The organism is Shewanella sp. N2AIL, assembly GCF_022690845.1.
GTDB classification, from domain to species: Bacteria; Pseudomonadota; Gammaproteobacteria; order Enterobacterales; family Shewanellaceae; genus Shewanella; species Shewanella baltica.
The window spans coordinates 25387-41192 of sequence record NZ_JALBYT010000040.1 but is presented as its reverse complement, the minus strand read 5'-3'; the positions used below and the strand labels follow the sequence as shown (position 1 = coordinate 41192).

11 protein-coding genes and 1 pseudogene are annotated in these 15806 nt (G+C 46.1%); all 12 read left to right on the top strand.

Annotated features, from left to right (window positions below; translation table 11 throughout):
* Positions 1–251: pseudogene (gene tuf / locus MO387_RS18810) on the top strand (elongation factor Tu); the annotation flags it as partial.
* A gap of 264 nt (positions 252–515) precedes the next feature.
* Positions 516–887, top strand: coding sequence for a preprotein translocase subunit SecE (gene secE / locus MO387_RS18805; RefSeq protein WP_006083613.1), 372 nt, complete (start codon positions 516–518; stop codon positions 885–887).
* 9 nt (positions 888–896) lie between these two features.
* Positions 897–1448, top strand: coding sequence for a transcription termination/antitermination protein NusG (nusG, locus tag MO387_RS18800; protein ID WP_006083612.1), 552 nt, complete (start codon positions 897–899; stop codon positions 1446–1448).
* Between the two features lie 127 nt (positions 1449–1575).
* Complete coding sequence (gene rplK / locus MO387_RS18795; protein ID WP_006083611.1) at positions 1576–2004, top strand: 50S ribosomal protein L11; 429 nt, start codon at positions 1576–1578, stop codon at positions 2002–2004.
* Between the two features lie 4 nt (positions 2005–2008).
* Positions 2009–2710: a 50S ribosomal protein L1 gene (gene rplA, locus MO387_RS18790; RefSeq protein ID WP_006083610.1), complete on the top strand. Its 702-nt coding sequence runs from the start codon at positions 2009–2011 to the stop codon at positions 2708–2710.
* 268 nt (positions 2711–2978) lie between these two features.
* The gene (rplJ, locus tag MO387_RS18785) at positions 2979–3479 is read left to right on the top strand and encodes a 50S ribosomal protein L10 (RefSeq protein ID WP_006083609.1); all 501 of its coding nucleotides are present in this window, start codon (positions 2979–2981) and stop codon (positions 3477–3479) included.
* Positions 3480–3533: 54 nt separating this feature from the next.
* Positions 3534–3899: a 50S ribosomal protein L7/L12 gene (gene rplL / locus MO387_RS18780; RefSeq protein ID WP_006083608.1), complete on the top strand. Its 366-nt coding sequence runs from the start codon at positions 3534–3536 to the stop codon at positions 3897–3899.
* 242 nt (positions 3900–4141) lie between these two features.
* Positions 4142–8173: a DNA-directed RNA polymerase subunit beta gene (rpoB, locus tag MO387_RS18775; RefSeq protein ID WP_107949766.1), complete on the top strand. Its 4032-nt coding sequence runs from the start codon at positions 4142–4144 to the stop codon at positions 8171–8173.
* Between the two features lie 84 nt (positions 8174–8257).
* Complete coding sequence (rpoC, locus tag MO387_RS18770; RefSeq protein ID WP_107949763.1) at positions 8258–12475, top strand: DNA-directed RNA polymerase subunit beta'; 4218 nt, start codon at positions 8258–8260, stop codon at positions 12473–12475.
* Between the two features lie 179 nt (positions 12476–12654).
* Positions 12655–13029 (top strand): 30S ribosomal protein S12, encoded by a 375-nt coding sequence (gene rpsL, locus MO387_RS18765; RefSeq protein ID WP_006083605.1) that lies wholly within the window; start codon positions 12655–12657, stop codon positions 13027–13029.
* A gap of 81 nt (positions 13030–13110) precedes the next feature.
* Positions 13111–13581 (top strand): 30S ribosomal protein S7, encoded by a 471-nt coding sequence (gene rpsG / locus MO387_RS18760; protein WP_006083604.1) that lies wholly within the window; start codon positions 13111–13113, stop codon positions 13579–13581.
* Between the two features lie 78 nt (positions 13582–13659).
* Complete coding sequence (gene fusA / locus MO387_RS18755; RefSeq protein ID WP_107949761.1) at positions 13660–15756, top strand: elongation factor G; 2097 nt, start codon at positions 13660–13662, stop codon at positions 15754–15756.
* The last annotated feature ends 50 nt before the right edge of the window (positions 15757–15806 follow it).

Below are 15806 nucleotides of genomic sequence, written 5' to 3'. Positions count from 1 at the left end.
TGTCAAAAGAAGAAGGCGGACGTCACACTCCATTCTTCAAAGGCTACCGTCCACAGTTCTACTTCCGTACAACAGACGTGACTGGTACTATCGAACTGCCAGAAGGCGTAGAGATGGTAATGCCTGGTGACAACATCAAAATGGTAGTTACTCTGATTTGCCCAATCGCGATGGACGAAGGTTTACGCTTCGCAATCCGTGAAGGTGGTCGTACAGTAGGTGCTGGTGTAGTAGCTAAAATCATTGCTTAATAGCGATAGAGATTAGTTTGAAAAGGAAGCTTCGGCTTCCTTTTTTGTTTAAGTGGATTATTTCATAGGTTTTGTGGTTTGCATGGGATTCGCATCCTTGCTTACAAAGTCGAATAAGAATACAATCTATGGCCGATTTTTGACCCTGAGCTTATGCTATTTTGCGTTTCTAAGGGTGTTCGGAAATGCAGAGTATGATGTGGGAATTATGCCCGTCAATTAATGTGCTCTAAGCTCAGGCCGTATTGAGTAACGGAAAAACCGATGACAACAAATACTGAAAACCAGAACAATTCTCTGGATATCGTGAAGTGGGGTTTAGTGATTGTATTGCTAGCCGCTGCTGTTATTGGCAATCAAATGTATAGCGAAGCCAGTGCCGTCATACGTGCGCTTAGTGTTATCGTTGCATTCGCTATTGCTGGTTTTATTGCGCTCCAGACTGTAAAAGGTAAAAAAGCGTTAGCTTTTGCCCGTGAAGCGCATATCGAAGTGCGCAAGGTTGTATGGCCGACGCGTCAAGAAGCGCTAAACACCACTTTTATTGTCCTTGCAGCAACAGGTATCTTAGCTCTTATCCTTTGGGGTATGGATGCTGTGTTAATGCGAATTGTCAATTTTATCACTGGCGTATAGGCACCTCGAATGACTGAAGCTAAAGAAGCTAAAAAAAGATGGTATGTAGTGCAGGCATTCTCAGGCTATGAAGGCCGAGTTTGTAAGTCACTGATTGAATACATTAAGATGCACGGCATGGAAGAATACTTCGGTGAAGTATTGGTTCCGACTGAAGAAGTCATTGAAATGCGTGCAGGTCAGCGTCGCAAGAGCGAACGTAAATTTTTCCCTGGCTATGTGTTAGTCCAGATGGAAATGAACGATGACAGCTGGCATTTAGTCAAAAGCATCCCGCGTGTTTTAGGCTTTATTGGCGGAACGTCTGATCGTCCTGCCCCAATTTCAGATAAAGAAGCGGATGCAATTCTGCGTCGCTTACAAGAAACGACAGCGTCACCGACTCATAGAACCATATTTGAGCCAGGTGAATTGGTTCGTGTGTGTGATGGTCCATTTGCTGACTTTAACGGTACCGTTGAAGAAGTGGATTATGACAAGAGCCGCGTAAAAGTATCAGTAATGATCTTTGGTCGTTCTACGCCTGTTGAACTTGATTTCAGTCAAGTTGAAAAAGGCTGATTAAATAAAATACAAAATCCGTTTGGCAACGGGGGCGAATTTCTATATAATTCGTCCCCGTTGTTTTCGGGGGAGCACGTCAGCATGTCGCTGATGCGCGTTTGAACCCAAACTGAGGAAATGTCAGATGGCAAAGAAGATTGATGCTTATATTAAGCTACAAGTAAAATCAGGTTCTGCGAACCCGTCACCACCAGTTGGTCCAGCTTTGGGTCAAAAAGGTGTGAACATCATGGAATTCTGTAAAGCGTTTAACGCCCGTACAGAAAAAATGGAAAAAGGCATGCCTATTCCAGTCGTGATCACTGTATACAGTGACCGTTCATTCACTTTTGAAACCAAGACTTCTCCAGCGTCTTACTTACTGAAGACTGCTGCAGGCCTGAAATCAGGTTCTCCACGTCCAAACACTCAGAAAGTGGGTACTATCGCTCGCGCTAAAGTTCAAGAAATTGCTGAACTTAAAGCTGCCGATATGACTGGTGCTGACATTGAAGCGATGACTCGCTCAATCGAAGGTACTGCGCGTTCAATGGGTTTGGTTGTAGAGGATTAATATAATGGCAAAGCTAACTAAACGCATGCGCGTAATTCGCGAGAAAGTTGACGGTACTAAAAGCTACGATATCAACGAAGCTGTTGCTCTGTTAAAAGAATTAGCAACTGCAAAATTCGTTGAAAGTGTAGACGTAGCAGTTAACCTGGGTATCGACCCACGTAAATCTGACCAAAACGTTCGTGGTGCAACAGTGTTGCCACACGGTACTGGTCGTGACGTTCGCGTTGCAGTATTTACACAAGGTGCAAATGCTGAAGCTGCTAAAGCAGCTGGCGCTGAGCTAGTTGGTATGGATGATCTGGCTGAGAAAATCAAAGCCGGTGAAATGAACTTTGACGTGGTTATCGCATCTCCAGATGCAATGCGCGTTGTTGGTATGTTAGGTCAAATCTTAGGCCCACGTGGTTTAATGCCTAACCCTAAAACAGGTACAGTAACGCCAAACGTTGCTGAAGCTGTTAAGAATGCCAAGGCTGGTCAAGTTCGTTACCGTAACGACAAGAACGGTATTATCCACACTACTATCGGTAAAGTGGATTTCACACCAGTTCAATTGAAAGAAAACTTGGAAGCGTTAGTGTCAGCACTGAAAAAGGCTAAGCCTGCAGTTGCTAAAGGCATTTTCGTGAAAAAGATCAGCATCTCTACCACTATGGGTGCAGGTGTTGCAGTTGATCAAGCTACGCTTGAAACAACCGTATAATTTTACAAAGCGCGTGCATTAGTCTATAATGCGCGCACTTTGTGGGTTGAAGCCTGTTTTATCCTCCGTTTAGGCGGTGTTTAACTCAGGTTTCCGTCCAAGACCGCAGGTGTTTTTTGTAAAAATAACTTAATTTCCTGCGTAGACGGTGTCAGGCCCCAGCTAAATTTTTTTACTGGATAATCTGCACCGTAAGTCACTAAATACATAAGTATTTAGTATGGTAAATACTAGGGAATACCCTAGGTAGAATCCAGGAGTAAAGCCAATGGCATTAAGACTCGAAGACAAAAAAGCGATTGTTGCTGAAGTCAACGAAGCTGCCAAAGGTGCGCTATCTGCAGTTGCCGCTGATTCTCGCGGTGTGACTGTAGGTGCTATGACCGGTCTGCGTAAAAAAGCTCGCGAAGCTGGTGTATATGTACGTGTAGTACGTAACACATTGGCTCGTCGTGCTGTTGAAGGTACTGCTTTTGAGTGCCTAGCAGAGACGTTCACTGGCCCAACTTTGATCGCTTTTTCTTTAGAGCACCCAGGTGCTGCAGCACGTCTTTTAAAAGACTTTGCTAAAGAACAAGCTAACTTCGAAGTTAAAGGCGCAGCCTTTGAAGGGAATTTCATCCCTGCAGCTGAAATTGATCGTTTGGCGAAACTGCCAACATACGAAGAAGCACTAGCTCAGTTAATGATGACTATGAAAGAAGCATCTGCTGGCAAGTTCGTTCGTACACTGGCCGCCCTGCGCGATCAAAAACAAGAAGCCGCTTAATTTCAAGCTGGCTGCTTAATAAAATTGAATTCAGAACAATAGGAAACATTTGTTATGTCTATCACTAAAGACCAAATCTTAGAAGCCTTTGCAGCTATGTCTGTAATGGAAGTTGTTGAACTAATTGAAGCAATGGAAGAGAAGTTCGGCGTTTCTGCTGCTGCTGCCGTTGTTTCTGGCGGTGCTGAAGCTGCTGTTGTTGAAGAACAAACAGAATTCAACGTAGTTCTGACTGCTCACGGCGACAACAAAGTTGCTGTTATTAAAGCAATCCGTGGCGCAACAGGTTTAGGCCTGAAAGAAGCTAAAGCTATGTCTGAAGCTGCTCCAGTAGCAGTTAAAGAAGGCGTTTCTAAAGAAGAAGCTGAAGCTCTGAAGAAAGAACTTACTGAAGCTGGTGCTTCTGTAGAAATCAAGTAAGCTATTATTTAGCTTGCTCACCCAAGCCACTTGGGTGGAGGCTGGCGGTTTTTTAACCGTCGGCCTTTTTTGCGCTATATGCGCTGGCGATTTTTTTTCACCGTTTGTCGCCAAATTTTGCAGTCCCTAGCAGAGATTACTGGTTAGGTTCTTGCCATCAACGGTGATGGGCAAACGTGCTGAATTTAATAACATAAGTTATTTATTCAGTCTTGGTCACATCTCGTAAGCAGAGGAAACCCATGGTTTACTCCTATTCTGAAAAGAAGCGTATTCGCAAAGACTTTGGTAAGCGTCCAAAAGTTTTGGATATCCCTTATTTATTGTCTATCCAGCTAGACTCTTTTAAGAAGTTCACCGATCAAGATCCTACCGGTGAGCGCGGTTTAGAAGCCGCCTTCCGTAGCGTTTTTCCCATCAAGAGCTTTTCTGGTAATTCAGAACTGCAATACGTCAGCTATAAGCTTGGCGAGCCTGTTTTTGATGTGAAAGAGTGTCAGATCCGTGGTGTTACGTACTCAGCTCCACTACGCGTTAAATTACGCATGGTGTTGTATGACCGTGAAGCAGCGGCGGGCACAGTAAAAGATATTAAAGAACAAGAAGTCTACATGGGTGATATCCCATTGATGACGGATAACGGTACTTTTGTTATCAATGGTACTGAGCGTGTAATCGTATCTCAATTACATCGTTCTCCAGGCGTGTTCTTTGATCATGACCGTGGTAAAACCCACTCATCAGGTAAGGTGCTGTATAACGCACGTATTATTCCTTACCGTGGTTCATGGCTTGACTTTGAATTCGATCCTAAAGATGCACTATTTGTGCGTATTGACCGTCGCCGCAAATTGCCTGCGACCATCATGTTACGTGCATTAGAGTATTCTACTCAAGAGATCCTCGATCTATTCTTTGAACGCGTTGAGTTCAAGATCAAGAAAGATACTCTGGTTATGGCCTTGGTTCCTGAGCGTCTGCGTGGCGAAACTGCCAGCTATGACATCAAGGATGCTGAAGGTTCTGTATTGGTTGAAGCCGGTCGTCGTATCACTGCGCGCCACATTCGCCAATTAGAAAAAACCAATACCACTGAGCTCGAAGTGCCAGTTGAATATATCGTGGGCAAATATGCTGCTCAGGATTATATCGATCCGGATACAGGGGAAGTTTTAGTCTCTGCCAACAGTGAAATTAGCCTAGAAGATCTAGCTAAATTATCATTGGCCGGTATTAAAGAACTCAGCACCTTGTATATCAACGAGCTAGATCATGGTGCTTATATTTCAGATACGCTGCGTATCGATTCAACCACTAACCGCTTAGAAGCGCTGGTTGAGATCTATCGTATGATGCGTCCTGGCGAGCCACCAACCAAAGATGCTGCCGAAGCACTATTCCAGAACTTGTTCTTCAGTGAAGAGCGTTATGACCTGTCTAAAGTCGGTCGTATGAAGTTCAACCGTCGTCTCAGCATTCCTGATGACGAAGGTAGCGGTGTATTGTCTAAAGAAGACATCGTCGCGGTAATGAAGAATATCATTCATATCCGTAACGGTTTCGACGAAGTCGATGATATCGATCACTTAGGCAACCGTCGTATTCGTAGCGTCGGTGAAATGGCTGAAAACCAATTCCGCGTAGGTTTAGTCCGTGTTGAGCGCGCCGTGCGTGAACGTCTATCTTTAGGCGATCTGAACGAGCTGATGCCACAAGACTTGATTAACGCTAAGCCAATTTCTGCTGCAGTGAAAGAGTTCTTCGGTTCATCTCAGCTGTCACAATTCATGGACCAAAACAACCCGCTGTCAGAAGTAACGCATAAGCGCCGTATTTCTGCTCTTGGCCCTGGTGGTTTGACTCGTGAACGTGCAGGCTTCGAAGTCCGCGACGTACATCCAACGCATTATGGTCGTTTATGTCCAATTGAGACCCCTGAAGGTCCAAACATTGGTCTAATCAACTCATTAGCAAGCTTTGCCCGTACTAACTCATACGGCTTCCTAGAAACGCCATACCGCAAGGTTATCGACGGCGTGATTACTGACGAAGTGGAATACTTGTCAGCAATCGAAGAAGGTCGTTATGTGATCGCACAGGCGAACATTGAAGTTGACGCGAACGGTCGTATGGCAGAAGAGCAAATTGCTTGTCGTCATAAAGGTGAATCTACCTTTATGCGCGCTGCTGACATCCAGTATATGGACGTTTCGCCACAACAGATCATTTCAGTTGCTGCGTCGCTCATCCCGTTCTTAGAACACGATGATGCTAACCGTGCATTGATGGGTGCGAACATGCAACGTCAAGCCGTACCAACACTGCGCTCTGAAAAGCCGCTAGTAGGTACTGGTATTGAACGTACACTCGCTGTTGACTCAGGTGTTGTGGTTGTTGCTAAGCGTGGTGGCTTCATTGACTACGTTGATGCGAGCCGTATCGTTGTTAAAGTAAATGAAGATGAGCTGCGCCCAGGCGAAGCCGGTATCGACATTTATAACCTGACTAAGTATACCCGTTCTAACCAAAACACTTGTATCAACCAACGTCCTTGTTGTTCAGTTGGTGAGCCAGTGGTTCGCGGTGACGTGTTAGCAGACGGTCCGTCTACTGACTTAGGTGACTTAGCCCTTGGCCAGAACATGCGTATCGCGTTCATGCCTTGGAACGGTTACAACTTCGAAGATTCGATCTTAATTTCTGAGCGCGTAGCGCAAGAAGACCGCTTCACCACTATCCATATTCAGGAGCTGTCTTGTATTGCTCGTGATACTAAGTTGGGTAGCGAAGAAATCACGGCTGATATTCCAAACGTAGGTGAGTCTGCTCTGTCGAAACTCGACGAGTCAGGTATCGTTTACATTGGTGCAGAAGTGAAGGGCGGCGATATTCTGGTTGGTAAAGTGACGCCAAAAGGCGAAACACAGCTAACGCCAGAAGAGAAGTTATTGCGAGCTATCTTCGGTGAGAAAGCGTCTGACGTTAAAGACAGTTCACTGCGTGTACCTAACTCTGTTAAGGGTACTATCATCGACGTTCAGGTATTTACCCGTGACGGCGTTGAGAAAGACAAGCGTGCAGTTGAAATCGAAGAGATGCACATTGCCCAAGCTCGTAAAGACTTAGGCGAAGAGTTCAAGATCCTTGAAGAAGGTGTATTGAGCCGTGCGCGTAACTTGTTAATCGGTGCTGGTTTCACTGACGCGCAAATTGCTGCCTTGCCACGTAAAGATGTTTTGATTCAAGTCATTGACGATGAAACTAAACAAACTGAACTTGAGCAATTGGCTGAACAGCATGAAGAGCTGAAAGCTGACTTCGATAAGAAGTTTGAAATCAAACGTCGCAAGATCACCCAAGGTGATGACTTGGCTCCAGGCGTACTCAAGATCGTTAAGGTTTACTTAGCTGTTAAGCGTACTATCCAACCTGGTGACAAGATGGCGGGTCGTCACGGTAACAAGGGTGTTATCTCTAAGATTTGCCCAATCGAAGACATGCCGTATGACGAACAAGGTAACCCAGTAGACATCGTATTGAACCCACTAGGTGTTCCATCACGTATGAACATTGGTCAGGTACTTGAAGTCCATATGGGCGCCGCTGCCAAAGGTATTGGTAACAAGATCACTGCGATGCTTGAAGAACAGCGTGAGCTGGCTGAAGTTCGTGGCTACATCAAACAAGTTTATGAATTAGGTGACGAAGTGCAACAGCGCGTCGATATCGATTCATTCACTGATGATGAAGTATTACGTCTTGCGACTAACCTGAAAGGCGGTATCCCGATTGCAACTCCTGCATTCGATGGTGCTAAAGAGAAAGAGATCAAGCAGATGCTTGAACTTGCAGGTTTGCCAACCTCTGGTCAGTTGAAGTTGTTTGATGGTCGTACCGGTAACGAATTTGAGCGTCAAGTAACTGTTGGTTACATGTACATGCTCAAACTGAACCACTTAGTTGATGACAAGATGCACGCCCGTTCTACCGGTTCGTACAGCTTAGTGACTCAACAACCACTGGGCGGTAAAGCTCAGTTCGGTGGTCAGCGTTTCGGTGAGATGGAAGTGTGGGCACTAGAAGCATACGGTGCCGCTTATACGCTTCAAGAAATGCTCACTGTTAAATCGGATGACGTTAACGGTCGTACTCAGATGTATAAGAACATCGTCGACGGTAACCATCAGATGCAACCTGGCATGCCAGAGTCCTTCAACGTGTTACTGAAGGAGATCCGTTCACTCGGTATTAATATCGAGTTGGATCAGGCATAAGCGCAGGCCTTTAGCCGCGTTTGGCAAACAGAATGGTGCTCCGTGCGAGCGGAGCACCCGGTTTAACTCCTTCAGGAGAGAAACGTGAAAGACTTATTAAAGTTTCTGAAACAGCAAAGCAAGACTGAAGAATTTAACGGCATCAAAATTGGTCTGGCATCGCCTGATCTGATCCGTTCTTGGTCTTTTGGTGAAGTTAAGAAGCCAGAAACCATCAACTACCGTACCTTCAAGCCTGAGCGTGAAGGTCTGTTCTGTGCGCGTATCTTTGGCCCAGTCAAAGATTACGAATGTTTGTGCGGTAAGTACAAACGTTTGAAGCACCGTGGTGTTATTTGTGAAAAGTGTGGCGTTGAAGTAACCCAAACTAAAGTACGTCGTGAGCGTATGGGTCACATCGAACTGGCTAGCCCAGTTGCGCACATTTGGTTCTTAAAATCACTACCGTCACGTATTGGCTTAATGCTGGATATGACGCTGCGTGATATCGAACGCGTACTGTATTTTGAATCATTTGTCGTGATCGAGCCTGGCATGACCAGCCTTGAACGTGGCCAAATGCTGACAGAAGAAACTTATCTGGATGCATTAGAAGAATACGGTGATGAGTTCGAAGCTAAAATGGGTGCCGAAGCAGTGCTTGAACTGTTACGTGCTATCGATTTAGCGAAAGAAATCGAACAAATGCGTGAAGAATTGCCTTCAATCAACTCTGAGACTCGTCGCAAGAAAGTGACTAAACGTCTTAAGTTGATGGAAGCATTCTACACTTCAGGCAACAAGCCTGAGTGGATGATCTTAAAAGTACTGCCTGTGTTACCACCTGACTTACGTCCGTTGGTTCCGCTCGATGGCGGCCGCTTCGCGACCTCAGATCTTAACGACCTGTATCGCCGCGTGATCAACCGTAACAACCGTTTGAAGCGTCTGTTAGATTTAGCTGCGCCAGACATTATCGTACGCAACGAAAAGCGTATGTTACAAGAGTCTGTTGATGCGCTATTAGATAACGGTCGTCGTGGTCGTGCTATTACCGGTTCTAACAAACGTCCTCTGAAATCTTTGGCCGATATGATCAAAGGTAAGCAAGGTCGTTTCCGTCAGAACTTATTGGGTAAGCGCGTCGACTATTCTGGTCGTTCGGTAATTACCGTAGGTCCTACTCTACGTCTGCACCAATGTGGTCTTCCTAAGAAGATGGCACTGGAACTGTTCAAGCCATTCATCTATGGCAAGCTTGAAGGTCGTGGCTTAGCTACTACCATCAAAGCGGCTAAGAAGATGGTTGAGCGTGAAGTGGCGGAAGTATGGGACGTTCTGGATGAAGTGATCCGCGAACATCCAGTGATGCTCAACCGTGCACCAACACTGCACAGACTGGGTATCCAAGCGTTCGAACCAGTACTGATTGAAGGTAAAGCAATCCAGTTACACCCACTCGTTTGTGCGGCATACAACGCCGACTTCGACGGTGACCAAATGGCGGTACACGTACCGTTAACACTGGAAGCGCAGCTTGAAGCCCGTGCCCTGATGATGTCTACCAACAACATCCTGTCACCAGCTAACGGCGAGCCTGTTATCACACCGTCTCAAGACGTGGTATTGGGTCTGTACTACACCAGCCGTGAGCGTATTAACGGCCGTGGTGAAGGTATGGCATTTATGTCTGTTGCTGAAGTTGAAAAAGCTTACGCAACTGGCGCTGCTGAACTGCATGCCCGCGTTAAAGTACGTATCACTGAAACCATTATTGGTGACACTGGTGAACGTACTGAACAACGCCGTATCGTTGATACGACTGTGGGTCGTGCACTGCTGTCACTTATTCTGCCAGCAGGTTTGTCATTTGATCTGGTTAACCAGAACATGGGCAAAAAGCAGATCTCTAAACTGTTGAACACTTGTTATCGTCAACTGGGTCTGAAAGATACTGTTATCTTCGCTGACCAATTGATGTATACCGGTTTCCGTTTTGCAACCATCTCTGGTGCCTCTGTAGGTATCGATGACATGGTTATTCCAGACGAGAAATACACCTTAGTTGCTGATGCAGAAGCGGAAGTTCTTGAAATTCAAGAGCAGTTCCAATCTGGTTTAGTAACAGCCGGTGAGCGTTACAACAAAGTTATCGATATCTGGGCAAGTGCCAACGAAAAAGTTTCTAAAGCTATGATGGAAAACCTGTCAACTGAGACAGTGATTAACCGTGATGGTGTTGAAGAGAAACAAGCCTCGTTTAACAGCATCTATATGATGGCTGACTCAGGCGCTCGTGGTAGTGCCGCACAGATCCGTCAGTTGGCGGGTATGCGTGGTCTGATGGCTAAGCCAGATGGCTCAATCATCGAAACGCCAATTACCGCTAACTTCCGTGAAGGTCTAAACGTACTCCAGTACTTTATTTCTACTCACGGTGCGCGTAAAGGTCTAGCCGATACGGCATTGAAGACAGCGAACTCGGGTTACCTGACTCGTCGTCTTGTAGACGTTGCACAAGATTTAGTGGTTATCGAAGACGATTGTGGTACTCACGAAGGTCTAACCATGAAACCGCTGATTGAAGGTGGTGATGTGGTTGAGCCGTTACGTGAACGTGTACTGGGTCGTGTAGTTGCGATTGATGTGTTCTATCCAGGCACTGAAGACGTACTCGCACCACGTAACACGCTACTCGACGAAGCATGGTGTGACAAGTTAGAAGAGCATTCAATTGACGAAGTCATTGTACGTTCTGTTATTTCTTGTGATACCGATTTCGGTGTGTGTGCAGCTTGTTACGGTCGTGACTTGGCTCGTGGTCATATTATTAACCACGGTGAAGCCATCGGTGTTGTGGCAGCACAATCTATCGGTGAACCAGGTACACAGTTAACGATGCGTACCTTCCACATCGGTGGTGCGGCATCGAGAGCGTCTGCAGAAAACAATGTCCAAGTGAAAAACTCGGGTTCATTGAAACTGCATAATGCTAAGCATGTTACTAACAGTGACGGCAAACTGGTTATCGTTTCTCGTTCTTCTGAACTGGCCGTTATTGACGAGCTGGGTCGTGAGAAAGAGCGTTATAAAGTGCCATACGGTACTGTGCTCGAGAAGCTAGAAGAAGCCGCTGTTGAAGCGGGCGATGTTATCGCTAACTGGGATCCACATACTCACCCAATCATTTCTGAAGTGGCGGGTAGTATCAAGTTCGTAGACATGATTGACGGTGTTACTATGACACGTCAAACAGACGAACTAACGGGTCTGTCATCAATCGTGATCCTTGACGTTGGTCAGCGTGGTACTGCGGGTAAAGAAATGCGCCCAATGATCCGTCTGCTTGGCGCTAATGGTGCTGACTTGATGATCCCTGGTACTGAAGTACCAGCACAGTACTTCTTACCTGGTAGTGCGATCGTTAACTTGGAAGATAACGCGCAAATCAATGTGGGTGACGCTTTAGCTCGTATTCCTCAGGAATCGTCTAAAACACGCGACATCACCGGTGGTCTGCCACGCGTTGCTGACTTGTTCGAAGCGCGTAAGCCAAAAGAGCCTGCTATTCTGGCGGAAATCTCTGGTACCATCTCGTTTGGTAAAGAGACCAAAGGTAAGCGTCGTTTGGTGATTACACCTGCTGATGGCGGCGATCATTATGAAGAGATGATCCCTAAGTGGCGTAACTTAAACGTGTTCGAAGGTGAAAAAGTCGAACGTGGTGAAGTTATCGCTGACGGTCCAGAAGCGGCACACGACATTCTGCGTCTTCGTGGTATCCACAATGTAGCAAACTACATTGTGAACGAAGTACAGGACGTTTACCGTCTGCAAGGCGTGAAGATCAACGATAAGCATATCGAAGTGATCATCCGTCAGATGCTGCGTAAGTGTCTTATCACTTCTGCCGGTGACACTGACTTCCTCGAAGGGGAACAAGCTGAAGTGTCACGCGTGAAGATCGCTAACCGCGAACTGATCGCCCAAGGTAAAGTGCCTGCGACCTTCGAACGTGAGCTACTGGGTATTACTAAAGCATCTCTGGCAACAGAATCCTTTATCTCAGCAGCATCGTTCCAAGAAACTACGCGCGTACTGACCGAAGCCGCCGTAGGTGGTAAGAGCGATCAATTACGTGGTCTGAAAGAAAACGTTATCGTTGGCCGACTGATCCCAGCTGGTACTGGTTACGCTTATCACAAGACTCGTAATGAAGCGCGTGCGAAGAAAAACGAACCTGTAGTAGTGAATAAGATCACTGCAAGTGAAGCCGAACAGAACTTGGCCGATCTCTTAAACCTGGCTGGTAGCCAAGATTAAGTAATCAGTTTGTTATAAAAAGGCGCCTAAGGCGCCTTTTTTCTTATAATATGCCGCAAAAGTTGGCTATTTCTTGACAGTCAGGCATTACCTTTCTAAAATTCCGCGTCCCACCATTGTGGGATATAGATTTTTCACACCTTATCGTTGAGTTTGATTCAACTGACTCGGAGCTATACATGGCAACTGTAAACCAGTTGGTACGTAAGCCACGCGCGCCAAAAGTCGACAAGACTAACGTGCCTGCGTTGAATGCGTGCCCGCAAAAACGTGGTGTTTGTACACGTGTGTACACAACTACCCCTAAAAAACCTAACTCTGCACTACGTAAAGTAGCTCGTGTGCGTCTAACTAACGGTTTCGAAGTGACTTCGTACATCGGCGGTGAAGGCCACAACCTGCAGGAACATAGCGTGATCTTAATCCGTGGTGGTCGTGTTAAAGACTTACCAGGTGTGCGTTATCACACTATTCGTGGCGCATTAGACTGTGCAGGCGTGACTTCACGTCGCCAAAGCCGTTCTAAATACGGTGCTAAGCGTCCTAAGTCTTAACTTATCCGTTAAGTAAGGCCAAGCTAGTTTTATTTTGAGAATTCCAGTTTTGGAAATCCCTGAAGCATACGGAGAATTGTTATGCCAAGACGTCGCGTTGTAGGACAACGTAAAATCCTACCAGATCCAAAGTTTCACAGTGAGTTGCTGGCTAAGTTCATCAACGTCATTATGCAAGACGGCAAAAAGTCGACTGCAGAAAAAATTATCTACAAGGCACTAGATGTTGTCGCTGAAAAGAAAAGCGAATCACATCTGACTATCCTTGAAGCAGCCCTGGACAACGTTCGCCCATCAGTCGAAGTTAAATCTCGTCGCGTTGGTGGTTCTACGTACCAGGTACCATGTGAAGTTCGTCCTGTGCGTCGTAACGCACTGGCGATGCGCTGGTTAGTTGAAGCTGCTCGTAAGCGTGGTGAAAAATCTATGGCTTTACGTCTGGCAGGTGAAATGCTGGATGCGTCTGAAAACAAAGGTACTGCTGTTAAGAAGCGTGAAGACGTGCATCGCATGGCTGAAGCTAACAAAGCCTTTGCTCATTACCGTTGGTAATATGATGGTGTGGGCTTAGGCCCACACCATAGTTGTTGATATTGCCAAGACTTAGGTCTTGGTGGAGAGGGTATAATCGTGGCTCGTACAACCCCAATTGAGCGTTATCGTAATATCGGTATTTGTGCTCATGTTGACGCAGGTAAAACCACCACAACAGAACGTGTTCTGTTCTATACCGGTTTGTCTCATAAAATCGGTGAGGTGCATGACGGCGCCGCTACCACAGACTGGATGGTTCAAGAGCAAGAGCGTGGTATCACTATCACCTCGGCTGCGGTAACCACATTCTGGCGTGGTATGGATGCTCAATTCACTGAACACCGCATCAATATCATCGATACCCCTGGTCACGTTGACTTTACTATTGAAGTTGAACGGTCTCTGCGCGTCCTCGACGGCGCTGTTGTCGTTTTCTGTGGTTCATCTGGTGTTGAACCTCAGTCAGAAACAGTGTGGCGTCAAGCTGATAAATACCGCGTTCCACGCTTAGTATTTGTCAACAAGATGGACCGTGCAGGTGCTGACTTTGAACGTGTAGTGAAGCAAATTAGAACTCGTCTTGGAGCCACTTGTGTGCCTATTCAATTGAATATTGGCGCAGAAGAAAACTTCAAAGGCGTGATCGACTTAATCAAGATGAAAGCAATTAACTGGAATGAATCAGACCAGGGTATGACTTTCACTTATGAGGAGATCCCTGCAGAGTTAGCGGCTAAAGCGGCTGAAATGCATGAGTATCTAGTTGAAGTAGCCGCCGAATCCTCGGATGAACTTATGGATAAGTACCTTGAAGAAGGCACGCTATCAGAAGACGAGATTAAAAAGGCGCTACGTCAGCGTACTATAAATAATGAAATCGTTTTAGCGACTTGTGGTTCTGCATTTAAGAACAAAGGCGTTCAAGCGGTACTTGATGCGGTTATTGAATTCTTGCCAGCGCCAATTGATGTGCCTCCAATTAAGGGCATCGATGAGAACGACCAAGAAGTAGAGCGCCCATCAGATGACAATGCGCCTTTTGCTGCATTGGCATTTAAGATTGCTACAGATCCATTCGTAGGAACTTTGACCTTTATTCGCGTGTACTCAGGCGTACTCGAATCAGGTTCGGGCGTTTACAACTCTGTGAAACAGAAGCGTGAACGCGTAGGTCGTATGGTGCAAATGCATGCAAACGATCGTACTGAACTGAAAGAAGTCCGTGCTGGTGATATCGCAGCGGCGATTGGTCTAAAAGAAGTGACTACGGGTGATACGCTTTGTGATAACGATCATAGAGTGATCTTGGAACGTATGGAGTTCCCAGAGCCAGTAATTACCATTGCCGTTGAGCCTAAGTCAAAAGCAGACCAGGACAAAATGGGTATCGCGTTGCAAAAGCTTGCAGCGGAAGATCCATCATTCCGAGTTGAAACTGACGAAGAATCATCACAAACTCTGATTTCGGGTATGGGTGAGTTACACTTAGACATCATCGTTGACCGTATGCGTCGCGAATTCGGTGTTGAATGTAACGTAGGTAAGCCACAAGTGGCCTACCGCGAAACTATCCGAGCATCAGTAGAAGCTGAAGGTAAATTTGTACGCCAATCAGGTGGTCGTGGACAATTCGGTCACGTTTGGTTAAAACTAGAGCCTAATGAAGAAGGCGCTGGTTACGAATTTGTCAATGCAGTTGTGGGAGGTGTGATTCCTCGTGAATTCATTCCTGCGGTTGATAAAGGTATCCAAGAACAGATGAAGAATGGCGTTCTCGCTGGCTTCCCTGTGTTGGACGTGAAGGTCACTCTGTTCGACGGTTCATATCATGATGTGGACTCGAATGAGATGGCGTTCAAAATTGCAGGTTCTATGGGCTTCAAAAAGGGTGCGCTTGAAGCGAATCCGGCGTTGCTCGAACCTTGCATGAAAGTCGAAGTAACTACTCCTGAAAATTATATGGGTGACGTCGTTGGTGATTTAAACCGTCGTCGTGGCTTGATTGAAGGGATGGATGATGGCTTTGGTGGCATCAAAATAGTCCATGCTGTAGTGCCTCTTTCTGAAATGTTTGGTTATGCAACTGATTTGCGCTCTGCTACACAGGGTCGCGCTTCATACTCTATGGAGTTTTTGAAGTACTCTGATGCACCGCAAAACATTGCAAAAGCGATTATTGAATCTCGTAGCTAATATCCAGTTACGACATAAATGTTATTATGGTCCAGCACTGACTGGACTAT